This is a genomic window from Candidimonas nitroreducens, from assembly GCF_002209565.1.
Lineage (GTDB): Bacteria > Pseudomonadota > Gammaproteobacteria > Burkholderiales > Burkholderiaceae_B > Candidimonas > Candidimonas nitroreducens.
Genome location: NZ_NJIH01000009.1, coordinates 203,090 through 225,999, shown reverse-complemented (window position 1 = coordinate 225,999; position 22,910 = coordinate 203,090). Strand labels below are relative to the sequence as shown.

Here is a 22,910-nt window from a genome sequence, read left to right as displayed (position 1 = left end):
TCACACAAATGCATCTTATTTTAATGCTGATATCAAGCGAACCCGTAACTTACCTCATTACAGTGTTAGGAGTTCATGAAATGTCCGGATCTGTAGCACGTAAATTGTCCAGTTTTGGGGTGAGGTATGAGCGCAGCTCGCCAAGGCCGGGCGAAGTGGTTACAGGAGACCCGGATGTTGAGATTCGAAGAAGCGTTGGAAGGCTGGCGCAGTGGCCGGCTGAGCCAGAACGAGGCGGCGTTGCTACTGGGTGTGTGCGATCGCACTTTCCGTCGCCAGATGGCGCGGTATGAGTCCGAGGGGCTCGATGAGCTGATCGACAAGCGGATCAGCCAGGTGTCGCACCGCCGGGCGCCGGTCGACGAAGTGGTGCGGATTGTGGAGTTGTACCAGCGCGACTACAAGGGGTGGAACGTCAAGCACTTCCACGGCTGGTATGCACGGGAGCACGGCGGCGAGCGCAGCTACACATGGGTGAAGAAGACGCTGCAGGAGCGAGGCGTGGTGGCCCGAGCCAACCAGTACTTGCAGCAACAGCACATGCCTCGGCATAACCAGGAGTTCACCGTCGCCTCGGCGCAGCCCGGCAGCGCCTTCGTGCCGTACATCGGTACGCAGTTGCCCGAGATTCTGTGCGAGCAGTTCGAGCGCACCGTGGGCAATGACAACTGCGTCAGCTTCGAGGGGTTGACGTTGCAGATACCGCCCGACGACTTGTTACCACTACGTCAAACGCCGGGTGCGCGTGCATCGCTACGTGGACGGCACGCTGGCGGTCTTTTATGACCCGTGCTGTCTGGCTCGCTATGATGAGCACGGCGCCTGGTTCGAGCCCTTACGTCAATGGGCTGCCTGACCCGTCCAACAGGCGGCGCGCGCGGTGGCCAGGCCGTTTCGGGTTACGCCCTACACGGCCTGGCCACCCCGCAGGCAAGCGGACATTTCACGAGCTATAAAACCGGACATCTCTATTTGCTCCCGACACTCAGAATAGATGTTGACGTGCAGGACGATGTGGATGCGCTGTCCGAGGAGGCCGAATGGTTACGCACATCTGCCTAACCATCCGCCTTTCGAAATTAGTTCACAAGTCCCTGAAACGGTGAGCTTAATGGATTTTGCGGCAAGAAATAGCCCAAAATGCAATTGGTGTTTCGCACCGCGATTTGAACGTGCGAGTATTCATGGAAAAACGACGTGTCAGCCAAAGGCTTGCCTTGAGAGAACGGGCACCTGACAGAATCGTACGGAGATAGCGCCGCCCCTTTTCGCAGAACGTGGAGATAGTTCACAATGGCTCGGTCGAGATTGCGAACGATGATGTCATCGTCCTCGTCATTGGCGCGCTTGTTGACAGGCAGGGGCTTGTCTCCACGAGAAATTTTTAATGCTTCGAGCGCATCGGCAGCTTCGCGGATACCCTGTTGGTGAGATAAGTCCAAGCAGTTGCGTAGGTCTATGACCGCGCCTATGACAAAGGGCGCCTCTATTCGCCCTTTGGTAAGTTGCCGCTCCGGATGCTCGGCCGCGGTGACAGCAAAGTGCAGAGCACGCTCCGGATCGTTCTCAAAAAAATAGATGCCATCCCCAAGCCAGTCATACGGATTCTTACTGGGTTTCAGGTGAGTAACTTCACCGGCAATCAGTTGCCGACCGATCGACTCATCACATCCGTGGAATCCTAGCACCAGAGAACGCGAATAGCGGTGGTCTGCGCTCATGGGCAGCTATCGCTTATAGGCTTTGGCGAGCTGGCCAGTTTTTGTCGTGATGCCTGCTTTTGTCGCCGCCTTTCGGCCGAGGGAGGGATTTTCCTTGATCTGACGCACGACTTCGGTAAGCGGACTCCAATTGCTCGCCCGCCCCGATTTAGGTTGACTGGGCTTGGAGGAAATCCGCATGGCACCGCCCGCCACCGAAACCGCAATGCCATCTTTGACACCCCAACGAGCCGTGCTTGTCTCCTTGGCGGGCGCTGCTTTGGATTGTTTGATAGCCATGATGATTTCCTATAACAAAAAGCGAACAGCCGCTGAAACTGGATATGCCTCAGTTTAGGGGCTGGGCACCTGCCGCGCGGCTATTTCAGCGATTCGAGCATTTCCCGCCGCAGAATCGCATTGATGCGGGATTGATAGCCTTTGCCCTGCGACCGCAGCCATGCCAGGACGTCCGAGTCGATGCGCACGGTGGTTGAGGTCTTGGTCGGTTTATAGAACTTACCACGTTCGGCGTTCTTCCAGAACTCCGCCGTCAGCGCAGGGATATCGCTGTAATCGATATCCTCATCGGCACGCGCCGCCAGCGCGGCCAACTCGGTTTTTTGCTTGTCACTCAGGGGAGGTAGATTCGCCAAATCCACCTCATGCTTAACGGATTTCTTGCTCATAACGTCGCCTTTCCTTCCGTCGCCTTTCCTTCCGTCGCCTTTCCTTCCCGTCGGCCCGCCTGGCTGAGATGACACGGAGACCTCAACGATTCGATTGTCCGCCTTCAGTTCCAGAACGGTATGAGCCACTAGAAGCAAGAGATACCCATCTACCATGCCAAGCGTCTGCCAGCGTTGTTCGCCACGCTCCACACGTTCCGGCCCGGTCAGCGCGAAGGGGTCGGCAAATGCCCGCACCGCGACCTCGAAGCTCACACCATGTTTACGCAGGTTCGTCGCCGCCTTTGCGGCGTCCCATTCAAACCTCGTCAACATACAAAAACGTTACTACAAAATCGCATTTCATGCAATAGCCCCTTCCAGCTCATCGAGTTGAAGCACCTCATTCCGCGCAGCATCGCTTCTCGGGTCTTCATGGTTCTGGATTTGCCCCCGCATTTCTGGACACCAGATCACCCTTGGGTTAATAATTCCTGGTGCTGTCTGAAATCCCTGAGGGATCGGTATTTCAGCGCGCTATGGGGATGCTGCTCGTTGTAATGCTCGAAGGCAATGGCCAGATTCTGCAGTGCTGCAGGCACGTCAGGCTTGGGCATGAAGGCGACGTAATCACGCTTGATCGTCTTCACGAAGCTCTCAGCCATGCCATTGCTCTGGGGACTGCGTATTGGCGTGGTGACCGGTTTCAGGCCGATCTGCTGGGCAAACGCCCGCGTTTTGCCAGCGATGTAGGCCGACCCGTTATCGGTCAGCCACTCGACCTCCGCAGGTGCATGGTCGGCGCCGCCGAACCGGTGTTCTAGCGCGGCCAGCATTACATCGCGCGCCACATCGCCACTGTGACCGGCAGTGATTGCCGCCCAGCTTATCGCCTCGCGGTCGCAGCAATCCAGGGCAAAGGTCACCCTCAAGGGGCTGCCATCATCACAGCGGAACTCAAACCCGTCAGCACACCAGCGCTGGTTGCTGCGCCGGACAGCCACTTGACCATCGTGGCGGCGTGCCGGCATTTGCGGCTGCCTGCGGCGCGATAACAGCAAGCCGTGGTCTCGCATCACTCGGTAGACCCGCTTGACGTTGAAGGGCGGCTCATCGTGCCACATCCAGTCTCGACTCACCAACGCCCAGACTCGACGATAGCCGTAGCTGGGAAGCTGACCGATATGCCGTTGGATTTCCTCAACCAGTCCACTGTCCTGGGGCGTGTAGGCCTTGCGGCCATCACGCCAATCCTGCGACCTAGCCAAACGTACTGCCATATTTGAGCGCGCCACGCCGAGGACTTCACAGACCCGTTTCACTGGTCTTCCCCTGGCAACGAGGGCGAGCGCGCAACCCATTTTTTTGAGCGGCCATACTCCACCGCTTCGCGCAGAATCTCGTTCTCCATGGTCTTCTTGCCCAGCATCCGTTGCCGCTCCCGGATCTGCTTGAGCGCGTCGGCCAGTTCCGAGGCTGCTACCACCTGCTCACCGGCACCGACGGCCGACAAACCGCCGTCCTGGTACAGTTTGCGCCAGTGGAACAGTTGATTCGGATTGACGCCATGCTGGCGTGCCACCATCGACACCGTCTTGCCAGGTTCGTTGCTCTCTCGAACCATGGTCAGCTTCTCTTGCACCGACCAGCGGCGCCGACGCTCCGGCTGGGTCAGTAATTCCATCACTTCCTGCTTGCTGTTGGTCATAAACACAGTCGTATGCCTACCTGCTATTTTTAGCGGGTGACTGTGTCCGGTGTTTCAAGGGGCTGATCCAATCAACACGTCGACCAGGCCGGCCTGGTCGTTGCGCTGGCTTTCGATAGATTAGCCTTATCACCCTTGGATTCGGTAATGCCATGCACAGCGTGGAGCATGATCCATTGGATTAGTTTTGACGACGCGTATCCCTACAAACATAAAAAGAACCGCCGGCCCTTCGTGAAAAACTGGTGATTTAGCCATGAGTCGTAGACCATTTGGCTGATGCCGGTAGACGACACGACTTACTAGGATATGGGGGACAAATCACTCACCCAAGCAAAAAGGAGCCGGCGATGGGTCAATCATCCCTTTTTTCTAGTACCGCTGGATCCGATCTATTGGCCACGGTCGCGCGCAAGCTCCATGAGCTAGGGCTAAAAGTGCCTCAACGACTATTCGACGAAACTGACGAAGGCATGGCACGAAGAATCGTGGCAATCTACCCGGAGGTCGCAGACGACTGCGTACAGCAATTATCAATGCAAGCACTCGAACAGCCGAATCATGCGGCCTATCCGCCGCACACAGCCTGGTAATCGCTTGCGCATGCCAGGCCATCGCGGTGTCAACCCGGACTCCGTCGACACCGGCCGCCGGCTCGGGAAAATCGAGCTGGCAATGGCCGGCGGTCATAAACCGCCGTCAAGTTGCCGCAGAAATTGATAGGACGCCTGAATATCCGGAGTAAGCGGGCGATCGCGGTCGAGGAAGGGAACCCGCTGTCGAAAGCCCTGCAACAGCGCGCCGGTTCCCTTGCCGAGTGCAAGGCCGGGGCTGGCTCGAAGGCGCAGGGAGACGGCCTGCGCGGCATGCATCAGCTCCAGCCCGGTCACATAGTACAAATTGTCGACGAGCCGAAGGACGCGCTCAGCGGCAAACGCGGAACCCGTCCCCATGTCCTCGATATCGCCGGCTATGGGTATCGGATTGCGCAAAACCGGCTGGCTCAGCTCTTGATTCTCCAGGTCGAGTTCGTCGCTGACCTTCTGGACGGCCGAGTAGGCCAAAGTGGTGTCGTCAGGAGAGAGAAAGCGGGAGAGGTGTGTGAATTCCGGCGTTCCGAGGCGCACGGTTCGCGCCACGGAAGCCGCGGACACGCGGCCAAGCGCGATGCCCAAGGACGCCAGCGGCATGACCCACGGCAGCGGCTCGAAATTGGCGGTGGGGATGACTGCCCCGCGCACCGGGCCGCTGGTCACATAATAAAAGCGCACCTGATCCGGCGCACCGGGCAAAGGCGCGATGCCTGGGATGGATGCGGGGTTGTCGTCCGAGGAGTTGATCTGGATCTCGAGCAGCTTCTTCAGCCGGCCGACTTCTTTCTCGGCTGTGCCCAGGACGTAGCTTGCGGTGCGAAAGCTTAGGGGATCCTGCAGCGCCCGCTGCTCGGAGGGCTGCCACAGATAGCTGCCCTTGAGCTCGGCCAGCATGCCGGCCGCCGCTCGCCCCGTGGCGGCATATGGCCGAATCTGATTGACGGCCGGCAGATAGGGGGCAATATTGCCATTGAGGCCTTCCAGGCTCAGCGCCACGACCTTGCGGCTTACTGCCAGCAAATGCTCCGCGTCATGAACCGCGAAGGCGGCAAGGGCCGCCGCGTAGGCGTTCGAGCTCATGATGACGAGCGAGTCTTTGGCGAACGGCACCAGCGGTTTGAGGCCCGCGTCCTTCAGCGCTGCACTGGCGGGCATGCGCCGTCCGTTGTAGATCACGTTCCCCTCGCCCATCATGGCCAGCCCGATATGCGCGAGTAGCGTGATGTCCGCCTCGCCCACGGACGCTCTGGTGGGCATTACCGGGTAGATGCGCAGATTGAGGAAGTCGCGGTAGCGTTCGGCAACCTCCGGCCGCGCGCCGCTGTCGCCCACCAGAATCGTGTTCAGGCGTATGACCATGAGGGCACGAACGAGATCTTGTGGGGCCTCGGGCCCGGCGCCCGCGCTCGTGGCGCGGAGATTGTTGGCGTTGAATTTCTCGGACAATTGGCGGGCCTCGGGAGTAATCGCCCCGCTAAAGATCGTCTTGTCTTTGTTTTCCCCGACGCCGCGATTGAGCCCATAGACGGGTATGCCTTGCTGGGCCGCAGCCAGGAGCAGATCGAACGACTGCTGAACGCGCTTCATCGCTGCCGGGTCGAGGGTCACCGGAATGTTCCCGCGCGCGACCGCTATGATTTCTGGGACGGTCAGGCCGCTTCCATCGAGGGTGAGCGTATCGGCAGTCTCGGATCGCTGGCCCGTTTGCGGCGAAACGCCGACGGCTTCCCCTACTCCGCCAGAGCGCGTGGACGCACGGGCCGTGCTTTCGCTGGCATTGCCGCTGGCCATGGTGTTGGCAGCGCCCATTGCAGCCGTGTGGTCGTCGAGCGCGATGGAATAACCGAACCCGCGGTTCGCCGCCCCGTCAGCCAAGACAGCCGCTGGCCTTTGCGCCGGCGGCAGGTCTTCGCTTCGAGCGTTACTCGCACACGCGGCGAAAAATAATACAGCCCAGAGTGCCGCGTATTTCATGAAAATCTCCGCTATCAGTTAACGCTTGAGCTCAGCCGCGCCGCAACGGCCACCGCGTTCGTTACGCTTCAAGCCAGTACAAGCTGCGCCTGGCTCGTGGCTTCGCCGTATACCATCAGGTAATAGCGATTTGCCGCGGAAAACGTGGCGCTGCCCGGCCCTTCGACGAACTGGACGACCTTCCATTGGTCGTCGTACAGCCGCCAGGCGCGGGCACCGGAAACCGTGACTGCGCTGCAATGCTCCAGCAGCAGGCATTCGGAATTTCCCTCTGCGTCGAACTGCACGGCCCGCGTGCCCGCCGATACCGAAGGAATGGAAGAAAGCGGCCGGTACAGATATCCGCCAAACCACAGCCATTCTGCCGCGCCATCCGGCTGTCGCACGACCAGCTCGTACAAGTCGCGCCCCATAATCACAGGAATCTTCAGGAACTGGCGCGTACGCAGGTCGGTATCCGGCAGCAAGGGCTGGCGGCCATCGATCTGCACGTAACCGGGCAGATCCGGGATTTCGGAAAGCGTCACACGCGGGGAATCGGAGACAAGCGAGGTAGAAGACTCATGCTCGTTGACCAATACCCAGCTTTGCCCGATGCGCGCCCGCCACGCTGGCGAAATGGGGGATTCGGCCTGGATGCGCTCGCCGTACGGCAGGCCGCCCAAATAATGGCCATAGCCGGTGACGAAACGCGAGCTCAGGTAGCGATAAGAACCTATGTCTTCGATACGGAAGGATCGAGGCGATTGATCCGACGCGAACCAGCCGTCGGTGCGCAGCTGCAGGCCGCTGGCGACCATCGTCCAGGCGCCATTGACATACCGCAGCAGATCGACCGCATCGCTACCGTTGGGCACGACCTTGCTGACGCCCTCGAAGCTGCCGTAATAGCCTTGTATCCCGCTTAAATCGGCGCTGCCGTCCGGCGCAACCGGCGGCGGCGTGGCGGACAATTTCTGCGGCATGCCAGCCAACCGGTGCTTGTCGACCAGCGCGTGCAGCAGTATGCGCTCTGCCAATACGGCCGAACCGTAGCTTAGAGACGTGCCCGTGATCATCAGGGCAAGCCCCACTTCGGGCAAAACAAAAAAATCGCTGCCGAAATAGGCGGTGCCCCCATTCTTCTGCCAGCAGGTAAAGCCCACACTGCGCAGGCCCGGATGATCGACCTGATCCCATCCCAGCCCCCACTTCCAGACCGGCGTGGGGTTCAGGGCGAGCCCCGTCGTTTGATCGGTGCCCATTTGCTGAACCGCGGCGCGCGAAAGAATGCGACGCCCCTTGTACTCGCCCTGATTCATGAACATCATGGCCAGGTTCATCATCTCGGTGGGCGTGCTGCTCAATCCTCCCGAGCCATATACATTGACGAACTCCTGGCCCAGTTCCTTGCCGTCGGCATACGGATGGGCAAAGCTGCCCGCGGGGTAATGGCTCAAGGGGTAGCGGGTCAAGGTCATGGACAGGGGCCCGAGGATTTCCTGCTGCACGAATGCGGCGTAGGACTTGCCGCTGACTTCCTCGACCACGCGCTCGGCCATGGTGAAGCCGTCGTTGCAATACACAGCCAGCTCGCCCGGTTCGTGCTTGAGATGCTCGTCCGCAAGCACGGACTGGGTGCGCCGCGCATAGCCGGGCACGGGCTGAAAGGTGAAACTGTTGTTGTAGTTGGAGCCCGGGAAGCCCGAGCTATGGCTGAGCAGCATGCGCACGGTTATGCGCGCATAGCCGGGCGACAGCATGTGGAAATCGTGCACATAGCTGGCAGCCGGGGCGTCGAGATCGACCTGCCCGCGATCGACCAGCAGCATGATGGCGGCGGTCGCGAACACTTTGCTGACCGACCCGATGTTGTACAGCGTATTGACGTCGGCGGGCTTCCCACCGGCCTGGTCGGCCATGCCGAATGCCTGCTGCCAGACCATGCGATCGCCGTCGACCAGCGCCACCGATACGGAAGAGGTCTTTGATTCATCCATGGCCCGCTGGATGGCGGCCCGGCCATCCTGGATGGTGGCGGAATAATCGACCGAGCCCGAGTCATCGTCTCCGCCGCAGGCGGCGAGCGACATGCCGAGGGTTCCCGCCAGGGCCGACTGCAGCAGCCTGCGGCGCCCCGGCGATGCCGGCATGTGAGTATGGTTTTTGGCACCCATGGCAATCTCCCTGTTGTATTTTGAAACACAATTTACAGCAAGAAGATGGTGTTCAACAAGCCGCGGCCCGTTCGGCAAGCGCCCTTTACGCTATAGCGGCCATGAAAGGAATGTCCTCGCCAGGAAAGCCTGCAATGAAGACATTGCGTTTCACTGACCGCCGAAGTGTGGTCAGTCGAGTTGAATATTGGAGTCGGCAGCCACTCTCTTCCACTTGGCAATATCGTCAACAATCACTTTACGGAACTGTTCAGGAGTGCTGGCAACCACCGTACCGCCGAGTTGCGCCAGCTTGCGAGCCATGTCGGGATCTTTTAGCGCTTGGACGGATGCTTCATGCAGTTTTTTCACGACGCCAGCCGGCATGTTCTTGGGCCCGAGCAGGCCATTCCACGCTTGAGCGTTGTAGTTGGCGATGCCCGCCTCTTCAAAGGTCGGCACATCCGGCAGTTCGCCGGAACGCTCCCGGGCTGCGATGGCAATAGGCTTGAGCTGGCCATTTCGAATGAACGGCAGTTCCGCGGTAATCGGCTCCCATATCATCTGCACCTGTCCGCTGATCACATCGGTAAAAGCCGGGCCAGCCCCTTTATACGGGACGTGCATGATATTCACACCTGCGATCGACTTGAATAACTCCATGGCAAGATTGCCCAATCCCCCCTTCCCCGAGGACGCATAGCTATACGCATCCGGTTTGGCCTTGAGCTCTTTGATCAAGCCTGCCATATCGCCAGCCGGAAAGGACTTCGTCACGCTCAACACGCCCGGTACGGTTTCAATCAAGGTGATGGGAGTGAAGTCGTCAACCGGATCGTAGGTAAGTTTTTTGTAGACCGCCGCGTTCGACCCCTGGGTGCTGGACGATGAGAGCAGCAGCGTATATCCGTCAGGCGCAGAGTCGGCAACGAAGCGCGCACCGATGGAGCCGCCCGCGCCTGGCTTGTTTTCGACGACGATGCTCTGCCCCAGCTCTTTGCCGAGCTGGCTGGCAAACAGGCGGCCGATGATGTCAGCGGTGCCGCCGGGAGCAAAAGGCACGATCATGTGGATCGGCTTGTCGGGATAAGCCGCCGCTGATGCGCCCGGCACGGAGAGAGCCAGCGCGCCAATGCAGCCGAACACAAGAGTGGAAATGGATTTTGACAACATACTGAGCTCCTTTAGTTGGTATGGGCTTTGATACTGCATTGCAACCACTTGGCCACGAGCACGGCAATGTCTCGGCTATTGCGGTCAAGCATCATAAAGTGAGAGTTCCCGCTGATTCCCAAGCCGGGCAGATCGATTTGTGACGCTTGCAGATGCGTCGCCAACTCGGAATAAAAGGCCTGGGCGGTACTACGGTATGCGCGCCACAGGTCGCTATAGGAGAAATGATCGGCCCACAGAAACAGGTGCGGCGCCGCTGAGCGGCGTGCATCATCGGGCATGCCTGTGGGCTCCAGAGCCACCACGGCTTGAACCTGGCTCGTGCATTTCTGGGCCACGCGCAATGCGTAGCCTCCGCCCTGGCTGTGTCCGACGAGAATGCAGGGGCCCAGTTGCTGTACCAAAGCCGTGTAGCCATCCAACTCCAGATCCGTATGGCCCACCCAGCGCGGCACGAACTGCTTGGCGAATGCATCGAACGCGCCAATCGGAAACCGCTGGCCGCTATAGGGTTTGCGTGCAGAAGGATCGTCTGTGTAGCCTTCGGGCGCGCCTATCCTGAATACCGACCATGCTTCTTTACGGCTGCGGTAAACAGGAAAGTCGCTCTCGCTGTGGGCATTCATCATCAGCCACGGCGAGCGTCCCCGTTCGGGGGCGTCGGACACCAGAACGTCAAAGCCCATGCTTAAAAATTCCCAAAGCCAGCCAGCACGCCCATCCGGCGTTGATTCCCACTGGCTTCCACACATTCCACCGCCATGCCACAGCAATACAGGAAAGGGAAAACGCGGCTGCGCAAGCCGATACTCCTGCACGTACAGTTGTCCGACCGCATAGCTTCCATTCATATCCACATCACGTGTTGCGGACGCCGGCACGATTTGCCGATTCAGCACAGGTAGTCCGCTAATAGTGATGTCGGTGCCGCCCACGTAATAACTCCGAACCGAACGTAGAGTCACTGTTTCTGTATACGCTATTTCCACGGATTCCTGCATCAATACCGATCGTATTGAGCGAGATGTTATGGCGCCGCAAGAGTCTGAATGTGCATTCTTCTACCAGGCTGTGCCAAAATGGCACATCACGAGTGCGCAAGGCAGTTCACCATGCAAATCAAATGGCTGGAAGATTTCGTCGCTTTGGCCAAGTCCCCCTCGCTCGTCCACGCAGCGCATGAACGCAACGTGACTCATCCCGCTTTCGGGAGGCGAATTCGTGCGCTTGAAAGCTGGGCGGGCGTGCCGCTGATTGAACGCGGGCCCAACGGCATAGCGCTGACTGCGGCCGGCCGCACCCTTCTGGCGTCTGCGTCGGAAGTGCTGGACATATTGCGCGAAACCCACAAAACGCTTCAGTTGCCCGGATACGAGCGCCTGCACAAGGTACGTTTCGCGGCGGGCCGTACCTTATCCCACTCGGTATTGCCGCGCCTTCTAACACGTTTGCGCGGCGTGGCGCCGGCCTTTCAGTCACAGGTCACAACGACTAGCCTGCAATACGGTATTGAAATGCTCATGGACGAAGAGGTGGATTTCCTTCTTTGCCATACACATGAATCCCTGCCTGGAAAGGCCGACAGCAAAGACTATATGCACTTGGTGGTCGGGCGCGACAAGTTGGTAGCCGTCAGTGCGCCTTTGTCTACACGGCATCCACGCTATCGAGTTCCACGGACTGCAGCTGACACCGCAGTGCCTTTTCTGGACTTTGCGTCCTCGATGTCATTGGGACTCATCCTGCGAAGCAGGCTATACACAATTTGTACCGCCGACAAACTGAATGTGGTGTATGAATCCGATTTGTCCGAGGCCATCCGCGCAATGGTGCTCGAAGGCGCCGGACTGGCGTGGCTGCCGCTGTCGCTTGTGCGCGGAGACCTGGAACAAGGCAATATGGCGCGCGCCGACTCGACGGCCACTGATATTGATATGGATATCTGCCTGTACCGTTCCAGGCACAATCCAAAACCTATCGTGCGTAGTATTTGGACGGGGCTGCAATGACCTGTTGTTCTCGGCCTTGCGCCAGTTCATTGATAAAACGCACAGCGCCCAATCGCATCTTGCCGGCACCCGTAAACCAGAGGCCATAGTATCCGCCCCACTGTCACGGCAAATGCGACTATTCTGATTGTTCTAAACTGGGTAGCGCATGGGCTTTCCGCAAGCCCGCAGGGTTTCTGCTAGGCCGTGAACGGAAGACTGCCCATATTGGCCGAAGATGGCCGCGTGGTTACAGGATGCTGCGCAAAAAAATGGCGGCGTCAGCCCAGCAGTGCAGACACGATACAGCCAGGAGCAAAAACATGAGTGATCAAGCAGAAACCGGCGGCCCGGATCTGGCCTCAGGCATAGCACAAAGCGACTTGCAGGAAGGCGGCATGATCGCCGGCCATGTCGGCGACCAAAGCGTGCTGCTGGCGCGCCATGAGGGAAAACTTTACGCGCTGGATGCGAAATGCACCCACTACGGTGCCCCGCTCGCCGACGGCGCGATCATCGACTGCACCCTGCGCTGCCCCTGGCATCACGCCCGCTTCGACCTGAGCACGGGCGCTGCGGTGGGCGCGCCGGCGCTGCAGGCGCTGTCCTGTTGGAAGGTCGAAATCAGCGGCGACAAAATGTTCGTGCGCGAACGTGTGCAGCCGCCCGAGGCGCCGCGGCGCACGGAAAATGTACCCACGTCTGTGGTCATCGTGGGCGGCGGCGCCGCGGGCGAGGCGGCGGCGGAAATGCTGCGCCACGAAGGCTATGGCGGCCCGGTCACCATCCTGAGCGACGACAGCGCGCCGCCCTGTGACCGGCCCAATCTTTCCAAGGATTATCTTGCCGGCACCGCGCAAGCCGACTGGATCCCGCTGCGCGACGCAGACTTCTACCGCGAGCACGAGATCGAATTGCGGCTCAAGACCCAGGTGACGGCAATCGAGCCGGCGGCATCGCAACTGCGGCTGGCCGACGGCAGCACCCTGGGGTATGGCGCCCTGCTGCTGGCCACCGGTGCGGAGCCGGTGCGCCTGAAACTGCCCGGCGCCGACCTGCCGCACATCCATTACCTGCGCACCCAGGCCGATTGCGAGGCCATCATCGCCGGCATCGAGGCCGGAGCCAAGCGCGCCGTGGTCGTCGGCGCCAGCTTCATCGGCCTGGAAGTTGCGGCGGCGCTGCGCCAGCGCGACATCGAAACCCACGTCGTCGCGCCCGATGCGCGCCCGCTGGAACGGGTCATGGGCCCGGAGCTGGGCGACTTCATCCGCGCGCTGCACGAATCCAAGGGCGTCGTGTTCCACCTGCAGCAAAGCGTCACCGGCTTCGAAGCCGACGCGGTCGTCCTGCAGAGCGGCGAGCGGCTGGCCTGCGACATAGTCGTCGTCGGCGTCGGGGTTCGTGCACGCACGGCGCTGGCCGAGGCGGCCGGCCTGGATGTCGACCATGGCGTCATGGTGAATGAATACCTGCAGACCAGTGTCGCCAATATCTATGCGGCCGGCGACATCGCGCGCTGGCCGGATCCCTACAGCGGCGAACGCATGCGCGTGGAGCACTGGGCCGTGGCGCAGCGCCAGGGCCAGGCCGCCGCCCGCAACATGCTGGGTGCAAAACAGGCGTTCACGCAAGCGCCCTTCTTCTGGAGCCAGCACTACGACGCGGCAATCAATTATGTGGGCCATGCCGCCCATTGGGATCGCATCGAGACCGACGGCGACGCATCGAAATACGATTTCTCGGCCCGCTACATCGATGCCGGCCGCACGGCCGCGCTGGCGACAATCTATCGGGACATCGAAAGCCTGAAAGAGGAAGCCGCCATGGAGGCGCAGGCGGGCCGTTGAGCCTGGGCCGGCCACCGGCTCAGACCATTAGGGCCTGTTCACCCTGAGAGGGAAGTCCTTTCTCAGCGTGAACCGGCTCCTAGAACAAGTTTGGCTCAAGTGTTTACCGGGCTTTCGTGGCGCTTGCCTAACGAGGATGGCAGTTGCGGCCACCCCCGAAGATGAAAGAGGCTTCTTTCACATTAATGCAATGCTTCGAAGCATGTAAATACCTGAACTGAAAATGCCCTAGTCGGCAAGCAGGCGCGTGACGTCTTTTTCCGACCACTCCAGGCCCAGGCCGGGACGCTCGGCGGGTGCGATGGCTCCGTCGCGCACGGCCAGGGGCTCCTGCAGTATGGCATCGGCCCAGCTGACGTACTCCAGCCAATGGGCATTGGGGGTGGCGGCCAGCAAATGGACGCTGATTTCGGGAAAGAGATGCGACGAGACCGGAATATTGCGCGCCGCTGCGATGGCTGCGCCGCGCAGCCAGCCGCTGACACCCCCGATGCGGGCGGCGTCCAGCATCAGATAGTCGGCCGCATTCCCGGCCAGCGCCCGGTGCACGGACTCCGGGCCGTCCAGGTTCTCGCCAATCTGGACAGGGGTGTCCAGGCTTTGTGCAATCTGTGCGTAGCCGGCAAGGTCGCTGTGGTGGATCTGTTCTTCCAGCCAATAAATATTCAGTTCCTGCAGATCGTGCGCGCGCCGGACCGCCTCGGGAACCGTAAGCGCCTGATTGTAGTCGACCATTAGCACGACGTCGTCTCCGATGGCGCGCCGCACCGCGCGTGCCACCTCCAGGTCGGTGCGCGCCTCGGGATGGCCCAGGCGCAGCTTCACGGCACGAAAGCCGGGTTCGAGCAGCTTCACGGCCTCATCGGCGGCCGCCCGCGCCGGCATCAGGCCCAGTCCATCGCTGTTATAGGCCGGCACAGGGTGTGCCGACGCCCCCAGCAGTCTTGCCAGCGGCATGCCGGCGGCAACGGCCAAGGCATCCCATAAAGCGATGTCGAGCGCGGCCAGCGCCATACGGACGAGACCTGCCACGCCCAGCAAGGCATAGCGCCTGGCAAGCAGCTCGGCCACTTGCAGGGGTGCCACGGCGTGGCCCTGGATCAGCCCGATGGCTTCGTGCAGTACAGCCGCGATGGCCTTGGCCCCGCTGTCGCGGTAGCAGAACAAGTAGCTGCGGCCAATGACGCCTTCCTGCGTCTGCAGGTCGACGAGCAATAAGGGCGCCGAGGTGACGGTGGCCGCGCTCGTGCCCAGGGGAAAGCGCATGGGCACCTTTACGAAGCGCGTCCGCACGCCGGCAATATGCAGGCTGGAAACGGCGCCAGTGGTGGAAGGCTCTTGCATGTATGGCCTCGCGATGAAATGACGCTGACATAGTAGGCCAATTCAGCCTGATTCCTCAAAAATATCTTACAATGGTTAACCAATTATGAACTGCTCGGGTAGCTTCCGGGCAAACATGCCCAACAACACTAGCCTGGCTGCGGAGGCGGCATGATCAACGAAGCAAACTTGCGGGCCGTGCGGCGTTTCCTGCTGGGCTCGGGCGCCAGGGAAGGCGCCAAGCTGCCTACGGAACGGGCCATGGCCGAGGCGCTGGGGCTTAGCCGCGGCGTCATACGGGGCGCCCTCGCCGTCATGGAGTCCGAAGGCCGGCTCGTGCGCAAAGTAGGCAGCGGCACCTACCTGGCCTCCAAGCGGGCGGACAGCACATCGGCGGCACCCGGCTTGCTCGACGCCACCCCGCGGCAGATCGTCGAGGCGCGTTTTGCCTTCGAGCCCCAGATCGCCGGGATGGCGGCGATGAACGCCGGCAAGCAAGACATGGAATACCTCGCGCAGTGCGCAGACGCGTACCACCACGCCGACGATTTCGACGCTTACGAAATTGCGGACGAAAATTTCCACGCCGCAATCGCCGCGGCGACCCACAACCCGGTGGTGATCCGCGCCTACCAGACATTCAATGCGGCGCACGCCGCGGTCGAATGGGGCGGACTGCGGCTACGCTTCCTGACCGCCGAGCGCCGCGCCGCATCGCGCCGCGAACACGACCGCATCCTGGGCGCCATCCGCAGCCGCGACGCCGACGCGGCTGCCGGCGCCGCGCGGCAGCATCTGCAATACATCGCTGCCGCACTTCTGCGCCAATAAGTACCCCGAAAAACCCCGAAAGGTCGAATGGCTGGGCATACCCGCAGGCGCCCTATTCCGGCCCGCACCCGCCGGGCGGGCCAAGCGCAGCGCTTGACAGCCACATTTGGTTTTCCAATAATAATAAAATTAAATTATTGGTTCACCAATTGAGGCACACATGAAAATTGCTGTCATCGGCTCGGGTGGCGTCGGCGGCTTCTACGGGCTGAAGCTGGCGCGGGCGGGCCACGACGTCACGTTCGTCGCGCGTGGCGCGCATTTGAAGGCCATGCGCGAATCAGGGCTGCACATCGAAAACGAGTCGGGCATTGTCGAATCCCTGTCCAACGTAAAGGCCACGGACGACATCCTCGGCCTGGCCCAGCCCGAACTCATCATCATCGCCGTGAAGATGTGGGATCTGGAAGAAATCACCGCCAAATTGAAGCAGATCGCCGGCCCGCATACGGCGGTGCTGTCCCTGCAAAATGGCGTCATCAAAGACATTATGCTCAAGCGCGCCTTCGGCGAAGCCGCCGTGATGGGCGGCGTGGCCTATGTGGCGACATCCATAGGCCGCCCGGGCGTGATCAAGCAAGTCGGCCCCATGCAGCGCATCAAGCTGGGGGAATACGACGGGCGCCAGACCGAACGCTGCAAGGAACTGGTACAGGCCTTCGCCGCCATGGGCGTGGACGCCACCCTGGCCGACGACATCGAGCGCGTGCTCTGGGAAAAATATTCATTCCTGGTCGGCCTGTCTTCGATGACCTGCCTTACGCACCTGACCATCGGGCCGGTGCGCGAGCACGAAGGCAGCCGCGCGCTCTTGCAAAGCATCTTCGACGAGGTGGTTGCGCTTGCACAGGCACGCAATGTGGGCTTGCCGCCAGACTACGCAAGCCAATGCATGCAGCTGGCGGACGACGTGGCGTATTCGATGACCTCGTCCATGTTCCACGACCTGGAAAAAGGCAACCGCCTCGAACTGCCCTGGCTCAGCGGCGGTGTCGTATCGCTGGCCCGGGAAGCCGGCGTGCCAGTGCCCGCCAACACCTTTGCCACGCAGGCCCTGGCTCCGTATGTGAACGGCCGGGCGCAGGCCTGAGCCACTCTGCAGCCAGGCCGCTTGCGCGCCGCGCCGCGAGGAGTGGCCGGCGCGCAAGTGGTGATGCCGTTATCGCTGCACGGCATCCAGTTGCAATTGACGAGGCTTGCGGCGCGTTTCCTCCAGGAAGCAGACGACCACCAGCCCGATCACCAGCGCGGCAATCGCCACATACATCGAATACTGGATGCCGAAATGCTTCGCGACGTAGCCCGCGATCGCCGGCGCAACGCCGCCGCCGAAGAATTCGCCCAATCCGATCACCAGCCCCGAAGCCGTCGACATCAATGTGGCGGGCACGGATTCGGCGCTGATCGGCCCCACCGTGAGGGCAATCATTCCGAAGATGCAGAACAGCGTCAGGAACAGGAAGGCAAAAATATTGAACGGAACCGGCCCGCAGTTCTTCAGCGCCCAGATGAACACAATGGCTCCGAGCACCGACAGCAGCATGGTGGGTTTGCGGCCTATCCAGTCTGAAATCGCCGGGATGACGATGGTGCCGGCCGTGCTGCCGAACCCGATCGCCGACATGACGAAGCCCATGGATTGCAGGGAAAGGTGCTTGTAGTCCACCAGGTAGCTCGGGAAAAACGCGCTCAGCACCACGAGCACCGTCAGCCAGCAAAACATTCCGCAGATATTGAGCGGAATATTCCGGTAGCGGAATACGTCGCTCCATTTATGCCGGGCAACATCATGAACCGCCGTATGGGCTTCCGCCGCCGTGGCTTTCGTGTCGCGTACGACCTTGTAGACCAGGAACGCAACGATAAGGCCCGGGATCGACACCAGCGCAAAGATCCAATGCCAGGGCACGACCTTGAGCAGCTGGGTGACGACGATGGGTGCGACGGCCAGGCCCAGCAAGGGGTTCAGGCACTGCTGCAAGCCGACATTGCGGCCATGCCTGGTGGGCTTGGAGGCATCGATCGTGGCAATGATGCTCGCCGGGGTAAACGCGCCTTCCGACAAGCCCATGACCAGGCGTATCAGGCACAAAGAGGCCACCCCTACCGCCAGGCCGCTGAGCCCCGCCAACAGCGAAAATATCAAGATGGCCGGAATCAGCACTTTCCGGTGGCCGATGCGGTCGGACAGATTCCCCATGAATATCGCCGCCGCGCCCCAGCCCAGCGACAGCGCGCCCGTGATGTATCCGAGATCCTGGTAGTCGAGCCCGAGATCCTTCATGATTACCGGGAACAAGGGCATGATCATGAATCGGTCGATACCGACCAGGCCGAATCCCAACGCCATGATGGTGACCACTTTCCATTCGTAAGCGGTATTCCATTCCGTTTTGTTTTCCATGGAAGAACGTCTCCTGAAAGCCTTTGAAAAAATCAGTCGATTATTTTTATTGTCGAAAAAAGCCAAAAATCAATTGGCCGCCGCGTCCGCCGAACTATGTGCCGAGGCCTGAACGCCCGCGCCCTTCCTGGATCGGAGTGCAAAGCGGCGGCAGGCCGGCGGCACAAATAGTCTCTCCGAACTCGGGGGCAAGACAAGACTTGTGGCCCGCTAAATCCAAAGCGTCCGACAGGCGGACAGCCGCATCGGACTTGCATGAACTACGCGTTGTCCGCCTGTCGGACACCTTGGGAATTATTGATTCAACGCCCGGCAAGTTGATCCAAAATCCCATCGTGACGAAGAAAGGCTCGCGAGGCCGGGCAGGCATCGCGGCATGGCGGCAGACCACCTGGTGAAGGAGAAAATCTTGGCTGTTATTGCGTTGGGCTATCTGGGCGTGCGCTCCCCCCGTCTCGACGAATGGGCGGAGTTTGCGCAACGCCTGCTGGGCATGCAGAGAATCGATCGGGCAGGCAAGTCGCTCGCCTTCCGCATGGACGACAAGCAGCAGCGGCTGCTGGTTACGGATGAGCCGGGCGATACCCTGGCTTGCATCGGCTTCGAGGTCTCGGGCCACGACGATCTGGCGCGCTACGCGGCCCGGCTGGATCAGGCGGGCGTAGCCGTTCACATGGGCACGCGGGAACTGGCCGACCGGCGCCTGGTGGGCGACCTCATCTGGTTCGAGGATCCCAATGGCAATCGGGTGGAACTGTTTCACGCCCCCATGACGGCCACCGACCCCTTCGTGCCGGGGCGCCCCATCGACGGCTTCGTAACCGGCCCGCTGGGCATGGGACATGCCGTCCTGCATGTCAAGGACATCGAAACGATGATGCCCTTCTACCGCGACTTGCTCGACTTCCACGTGTCCGATTTCGGCCTGGAACCCTATGGCCTGTATTTCTTCCACCTGAACGAGCGACACCATTCTTTCGCCATGGTCGGATCGGGCCAGGCGGGGTTCCATCACTTCATGGTCGAGTATCAAAACATCGACGACGTCGGCCAGGGCTTCGATCTCGCGCAGCGGCGCGAAAACGGCGTCGCCTACACGCTGGGGCGCCATACGAATGACTACATGCTGAGCTACTACGCCAATTCTCCCTCGGGCTTCTTCGTCGAGAACGGCTGGGGCGGGCGCCTGATCGATCCCGCCACCTGGCAGCCGCACCAGACGCACGACGGCCCGAGCTTCTGGGGACACGAGCGGCTTTATCTAAGCGAAGAAGGCGGCCGCAAGCGGCTGCGCGACATGCGCATGGACGCCGCGGCGCGCGGGCGCCGCGCACCGCCGCTGCAGGACTGCCCATGGCTCTACAGTCAATTGAACACACGCAATCAAGGACAGTGAAAATGGAGGAACTCGACGTAGCCGTCATAGGGTACGGCCCCACGGGCGCGGTGCTGGCTCATCTGCTCGGGCAGTGCGGGCTGGATGTGCTGGTGCTGGAGCGCGAAAGCAGCGCCTATCATCTGCCGCGCGCCGTCCACTTCGACGCCGAAATCATGCGGATTCTGCAATGGGTCGGCGTGGCGCACGAAATGGAGCCTCTGACCGCCAAGCACCCCGGCATGCGCTTCGTCGATGCCGCCGGAAAAACACTGCTCGAATGGCCCCGCCCGCAAGGCACAGGCCCGCAGGGCTGGCGCGCAAACTACCGCTTCCATCAGCCCGATCTGGAACGCGTGCTGCGGGCAAAGATCGCCGACCGGCCGAATGTCGCGGTGCGCACCCGTTCGGAACTGTTCTTCGTCGAAGACCGCGGCTCGCATGTCGATTTGCGCTACGAAGACATGTCCTGCGGCAAGGTTCGGCACGTCCGGGCCAAGTATGTCGTAGGCTGCGACGGCGCCCGCTCGCTCATCCGCCGTTTCATCGAAAGCGGCATGGAAGACATGGGCTTCCATGAACGCTGGCTGGTCGTCGACCTTATCCTGCACCGCGAAAAACCCGAACTCGGCGAATGGTCCGTCCAGTATTGCGTGCCCGAACGGCCCGCGACCTATGTGCGCGGGCCGGGCATGCGGCGCCGCTGGGAGATCACGGTTCGCGACGATGACGACGCGCTCTCGATGACCCACCCGGAGAAGGTCTGGGGCCTGCTTGCGCCATGGATCAAGCCGGAAGAAGCGGAACTCGAGCGCGCGGCCGTCTATGTCTTCCATTCACTGGTGGCCGAACAATGGCGCAAAGGCCGGCTGCTGCTGGCCGGGGACGCCTGCCATCAAACGCCGCCCTTCATGGGGCAAGGCATGTGCGCCGGCATCCGCGACGCGGCGAACCTTTACTGGAAGCTTGCGCTCGTCTGCCAGGGCCGGGCGGGCGAAGAGCTGCTCGACAGCTACGCAAGCGAGCGGCGCCCCAATGCCCACGAATACATAGCCACCGCGGTACGCCTGGGCGGGCTGATCAACGCCAGCAATACCGAGACCGCGCTGCGCGCGGCGCTACCCGGTGCCGAGGGGTCGGCACGCATGGAGTCCATCGCCCCTGCCCTCGGGCCCGGGCTCGGTACCGAAGGCAAGGCGGGCCGGCTTTTCGGGCAGCCGCGTCTGGCCGACGGCCGGCTGCTGGACGATGCCTTCCCGCATCGCTTCGTGGTGGTGGCCGAGACGGCACTGGCGCGCGGCCTGGCCTTGCCGGACTCGGTCGAACTCGTCACCCCCGAAACTTCGCCGGACGCCGCAACGCATCTCGCGCAGTTCGGCGCCCGCGCGGTCGTCCTGCGGCCCGACCGCTACACACTGGGCACCGCCGAAACCCCCCAGGCACTGGGGGCGATCGTCGCCCGCATCCTGCCGTGCCCGCTTCAACTTCAAAAAACCGAGATGGTCTGACTATGAAACTTATTTCCTTTGCCTCAAACGGACACGCCAGCTACGGCCTGGTCACTGCAGCCGGGGTCGTCGACCTGGGCCGGCGCCTGCCCGAAAAAACGCTGCGCGAATTGCTTGCTGCGCAAGGCCTGCCGCGCGCGGCAGAGTTTGCCACGGCGCCGGCGGACTACGCCCTGGACGAGGTCGAACACCTGCCCGTGATTCCCAACCCCGACAAGATCATCTGTGTCGGCCTGAACTACCATGCCCACGTCCAGGAAACTGGCCGTGAAGAAACGCCGAACCCGGTGCTGTTCGCGCGCTATGCCGGCAGCCAGATCGGCCAGGGCGCCGCACTGATCAAGCCGCGGGAATCCGACATGTTCGACTACGAGGGCGAGCTGGCCGTCGTCATCGGCAAGGAAGGACGCCGGATTCCCGAAGACCGGGCCTTGGGCCATGTGGCGGGTTATGCCTGCTACAACGACGGCTCGGTGCGCGACTGGCAAAAGCACACGCACCAGTTCATGCCCGGCAAGACCTTCGCGGGCACGGGCGGCTTCGGGCCGTGGCTCGTCACCGCGGACGAAATCCCCGATCCGTCCAGGCTGCATCTGCAGACCAGGCTGAACGGCCAGGTCGTGCAGGACACCGACGTGTCCCTGCTGATCACCTCGATTCCGCGGCTGATCAACTATTGCTCGACGATCCTGCCCTTGCTGCCCGGAGACGTGATCGTCTCGGGCACGCCGGGAGGCGTGGGCGCCCGGCGCAATCCGCCCTTGTGGATGCGCGACGGCGACGTCTGCGAAGTGGAGATCAGCGGTATCGGCATCCTCAGGAACCCGGTACGCAACGAGGCTTGACGCGCGCGGGTGCTGGCACGGCCCGGTATGTAGTGCTACGCTGGCGCGATGACCGAGCAGCCACGTAAACAGGAAGGCGTGCGGGCCCTTACCCGAGGGCTCGCCATCTTGCGCCACGTCAATGCGGCAGGGGGGTCGGCTCGGGCCTCCGAGATCGCCAAGGCGCTGGCCATCCCGCGGCCGACGGTCTACCGGCTGCTGGAAACGCTGGAAGAAGCCGGGTATGTCGCTTTTTCCGCCAGCGCCAATCTGGTGCGGGTCACGCGTCTGGCCGCCTCGCTGGGCGACGGCTATGCCGTCACGTCGACCCTGTGCCAGGTGGCGGCGCCGCTGATGGCCGAAGTGGGCGCGCGGATCGTCTGGCCCCTGGACTTGACCATCTACGACAACGCCGCAATGGTCATCCAGGAAACCACCCACGGCCGCTCGCCGCTGTCGATAGACCGGGCCATGATCGGCTATCGCCTTCCGGTGTTGCGTTCGTCGGCCGGCCGCGCCTACCTGGCCTTCTGTCCCGAGCAGGAGCGGCTGCTGATCCTCGACCACCTGCGGCGCCTGGGCGAGCCCGCGGATCTTCCCTTTCTAAACGCCGATGCGCTGCAGTGCATACTCGACGATACGCGTGTCCGGGGCCTGGCCATACGCGACGGCGGCGAGTTCCGCGAGCGGACGTCTTCGATCGCGGTGCCGATCCTGGCCGACGCGGGCGTCATCGGCTGCGTGTCGCTGATCTGGATCCGTTCCGCCATGGAGACACCGGCCGCCCTGGCGCAGTACGATGCCGAACTGCTGGGAATGGCCAGGCGCATCGCCCAGAAGGTTCTGGGGTAGCGCA

The 22,910-nt window shown here is 61.6% G+C and carries 19 protein-coding genes; 9 read left to right on the top strand and 10 right to left on the bottom strand.

What is annotated here, in order from left to right:
- The first annotated feature begins 174 nt into the window (after window positions 1-174).
- Window positions 175-786, top strand: coding sequence for a helix-turn-helix domain-containing protein (locus CEY11_RS25570; RefSeq protein WP_198958925.1), 612 nt, complete (start codon window positions 175-177; stop codon window positions 784-786).
- A 293-nt stretch (window positions 787-1,079) separates the two neighbouring features.
- On the opposite strand, the gene CEY11_RS16770 is transcribed toward CEY11_RS25570, so the two are convergent.
- From CEY11_RS16770 to CEY11_RS16735, 8 genes are all read right to left on the bottom strand, one after another.
- The gene (locus CEY11_RS16770) at window positions 1,080-1,721 is read right to left on the bottom strand and encodes a hypothetical protein (RefSeq protein WP_088604557.1); all 642 of its coding nucleotides are present in this window, start codon (window positions 1,719-1,721) and stop codon (window positions 1,080-1,082) included.
- 6 nt (window positions 1,722-1,727) lie between these two features.
- A complete protein-coding gene (locus CEY11_RS25200) occupies window positions 1,728-2,000 on the bottom strand; it encodes a hypothetical protein (RefSeq protein ID WP_143322903.1) in 273 nt (90 codons plus the stop codon).
- 80 nt (window positions 2,001-2,080) lie between these two features.
- Window positions 2,081-2,704, bottom strand: coding sequence for a BrnA antitoxin family protein (locus CEY11_RS25965; protein WP_269845290.1), 624 nt, complete (start codon window positions 2,702-2,704; stop codon window positions 2,081-2,083).
- A 137-nt stretch (window positions 2,705-2,841) separates the two neighbouring features.
- Window positions 2,842-4,052 (bottom strand): IS3 family transposase gene (locus tag CEY11_RS16755; protein ID WP_088604555.1). Its coding sequence is split into 2 segments (ribosomal slippage): window positions 2,842-3,737 and window positions 3,737-4,052, totalling 1,212 coding nucleotides; the frame shifts between segments, so codons are not numbered across the junction.
- A 710-nt stretch (window positions 4,053-4,762) separates the two neighbouring features.
- Window positions 4,763-6,643, bottom strand: coding sequence for an HAL/PAL/TAL family ammonia-lyase (locus CEY11_RS16750; RefSeq protein WP_233154930.1), 1,881 nt, complete (start codon window positions 6,641-6,643; stop codon window positions 4,763-4,765).
- Window positions 6,644-6,711: 68 nt separating this feature from the next.
- A complete protein-coding gene (locus tag CEY11_RS16745) occupies window positions 6,712-8,799 on the bottom strand; it encodes a serine hydrolase domain-containing protein (protein ID WP_088604554.1) in 2,088 nt (695 codons plus the stop codon).
- A gap of 171 nt (window positions 8,800-8,970) precedes the next feature.
- Window positions 8,971-9,951, bottom strand: coding sequence for a Bug family tripartite tricarboxylate transporter substrate binding protein (locus CEY11_RS16740; protein ID WP_233154929.1), 981 nt, complete (start codon window positions 9,949-9,951; stop codon window positions 8,971-8,973).
- An 11-nt stretch (window positions 9,952-9,962) separates the two neighbouring features.
- Window positions 9,963-10,886 (bottom strand): alpha/beta fold hydrolase, encoded by a 924-nt coding sequence (locus CEY11_RS16735; protein WP_233154928.1) that lies wholly within the window; start codon window positions 10,884-10,886, stop codon window positions 9,963-9,965.
- 177 nt (window positions 10,887-11,063) lie between these two features.
- On the opposite strand from CEY11_RS16735, the gene CEY11_RS16730 reads away from it, so the two are divergent.
- Window positions 11,064-11,960, top strand: a complete 897-nt coding sequence (locus CEY11_RS16730; protein ID WP_088604552.1) for a LysR family transcriptional regulator — start codon at window positions 11,064-11,066, stop codon at window positions 11,958-11,960.
- A gap of 302 nt (window positions 11,961-12,262) precedes the next feature.
- Complete coding sequence (locus tag CEY11_RS16725) at window positions 12,263-13,789, top strand: FAD-dependent oxidoreductase (protein WP_088604551.1); 1,527 nt, start codon at window positions 12,263-12,265, stop codon at window positions 13,787-13,789.
- A 228-nt stretch (window positions 13,790-14,017) separates the two neighbouring features.
- Here CEY11_RS16725 and CEY11_RS16720 read toward each other — a convergent pair whose 3' ends face one another.
- On the bottom strand, window positions 14,018-15,133 hold the full coding sequence (locus tag CEY11_RS16720; protein WP_088604550.1) for an enolase C-terminal domain-like protein: 1,116 nt from the start codon (window positions 15,131-15,133) through the stop codon (window positions 14,018-14,020).
- A gap of 150 nt (window positions 15,134-15,283) precedes the next feature.
- Between CEY11_RS16720 and CEY11_RS16715 the strand changes: the two genes are divergently transcribed.
- Together CEY11_RS16715 and CEY11_RS16710 are read left to right on the top strand one after the other, a co-directional pair.
- Window positions 15,284-15,943 (top strand): FadR/GntR family transcriptional regulator, encoded by a 660-nt coding sequence (locus CEY11_RS16715; RefSeq protein WP_088604549.1) that lies wholly within the window; start codon window positions 15,284-15,286, stop codon window positions 15,941-15,943.
- A 160-nt stretch (window positions 15,944-16,103) separates the two neighbouring features.
- Window positions 16,104-17,033 carry a ketopantoate reductase family protein gene (locus tag CEY11_RS16710; protein ID WP_088604548.1) on the top strand — a complete coding sequence of 310 codons (930 nt, stop codon included), beginning with the start codon at window positions 16,104-16,106 and terminating at the stop codon, window positions 17,031-17,033.
- A gap of 69 nt (window positions 17,034-17,102) precedes the next feature.
- Here the strand turns inward: CEY11_RS16710 and CEY11_RS16705 are convergent, their stop codons facing one another.
- Window positions 17,103-18,347: an MFS transporter gene (locus CEY11_RS16705; RefSeq protein ID WP_088604547.1), complete on the bottom strand. Its 1,245-nt coding sequence runs from the start codon at window positions 18,345-18,347 to the stop codon at window positions 17,103-17,105.
- A 376-nt stretch (window positions 18,348-18,723) separates the two neighbouring features.
- Here CEY11_RS16705 and CEY11_RS16700 point away from each other — a divergent pair, with 376 nt between their 5' ends.
- Genes CEY11_RS16700 through CEY11_RS16685 form a run of 4 tightly spaced genes read left to right on the top strand, consistent with a single transcriptional unit; the run spans window position 18,724 to window position 22,906 of the window.
- On the top strand, window positions 18,724-19,743 hold the full coding sequence (locus tag CEY11_RS16700; protein ID WP_233154927.1) for a VOC family protein: 1,020 nt from the start codon (window positions 18,724-18,726) through the stop codon (window positions 19,741-19,743).
- Between the two features lie 2 nt (window positions 19,744-19,745).
- Complete coding sequence (gene mhpA / locus CEY11_RS16695) at window positions 19,746-21,230, top strand: bifunctional 3-(3-hydroxy-phenyl)propionate/3-hydroxycinnamic acid hydroxylase MhpA (RefSeq protein ID WP_088604546.1); 1,485 nt, start codon at window positions 19,746-19,748, stop codon at window positions 21,228-21,230.
- Window positions 21,231-21,232: 2 nt separating this feature from the next.
- Window positions 21,233-22,075 carry a fumarylacetoacetate hydrolase family protein gene (locus CEY11_RS16690; RefSeq protein ID WP_088604545.1) on the top strand — a complete coding sequence of 281 codons (843 nt, stop codon included), beginning with the start codon at window positions 21,233-21,235 and terminating at the stop codon, window positions 22,073-22,075.
- A 48-nt stretch (window positions 22,076-22,123) separates the two neighbouring features.
- Complete coding sequence (locus tag CEY11_RS16685) at window positions 22,124-22,906, top strand: DNA-binding transcriptional regulator (RefSeq protein WP_088604544.1); 783 nt, start codon at window positions 22,124-22,126, stop codon at window positions 22,904-22,906.
- Window positions 22,907-22,910: the final 4 nt, after the last annotated feature.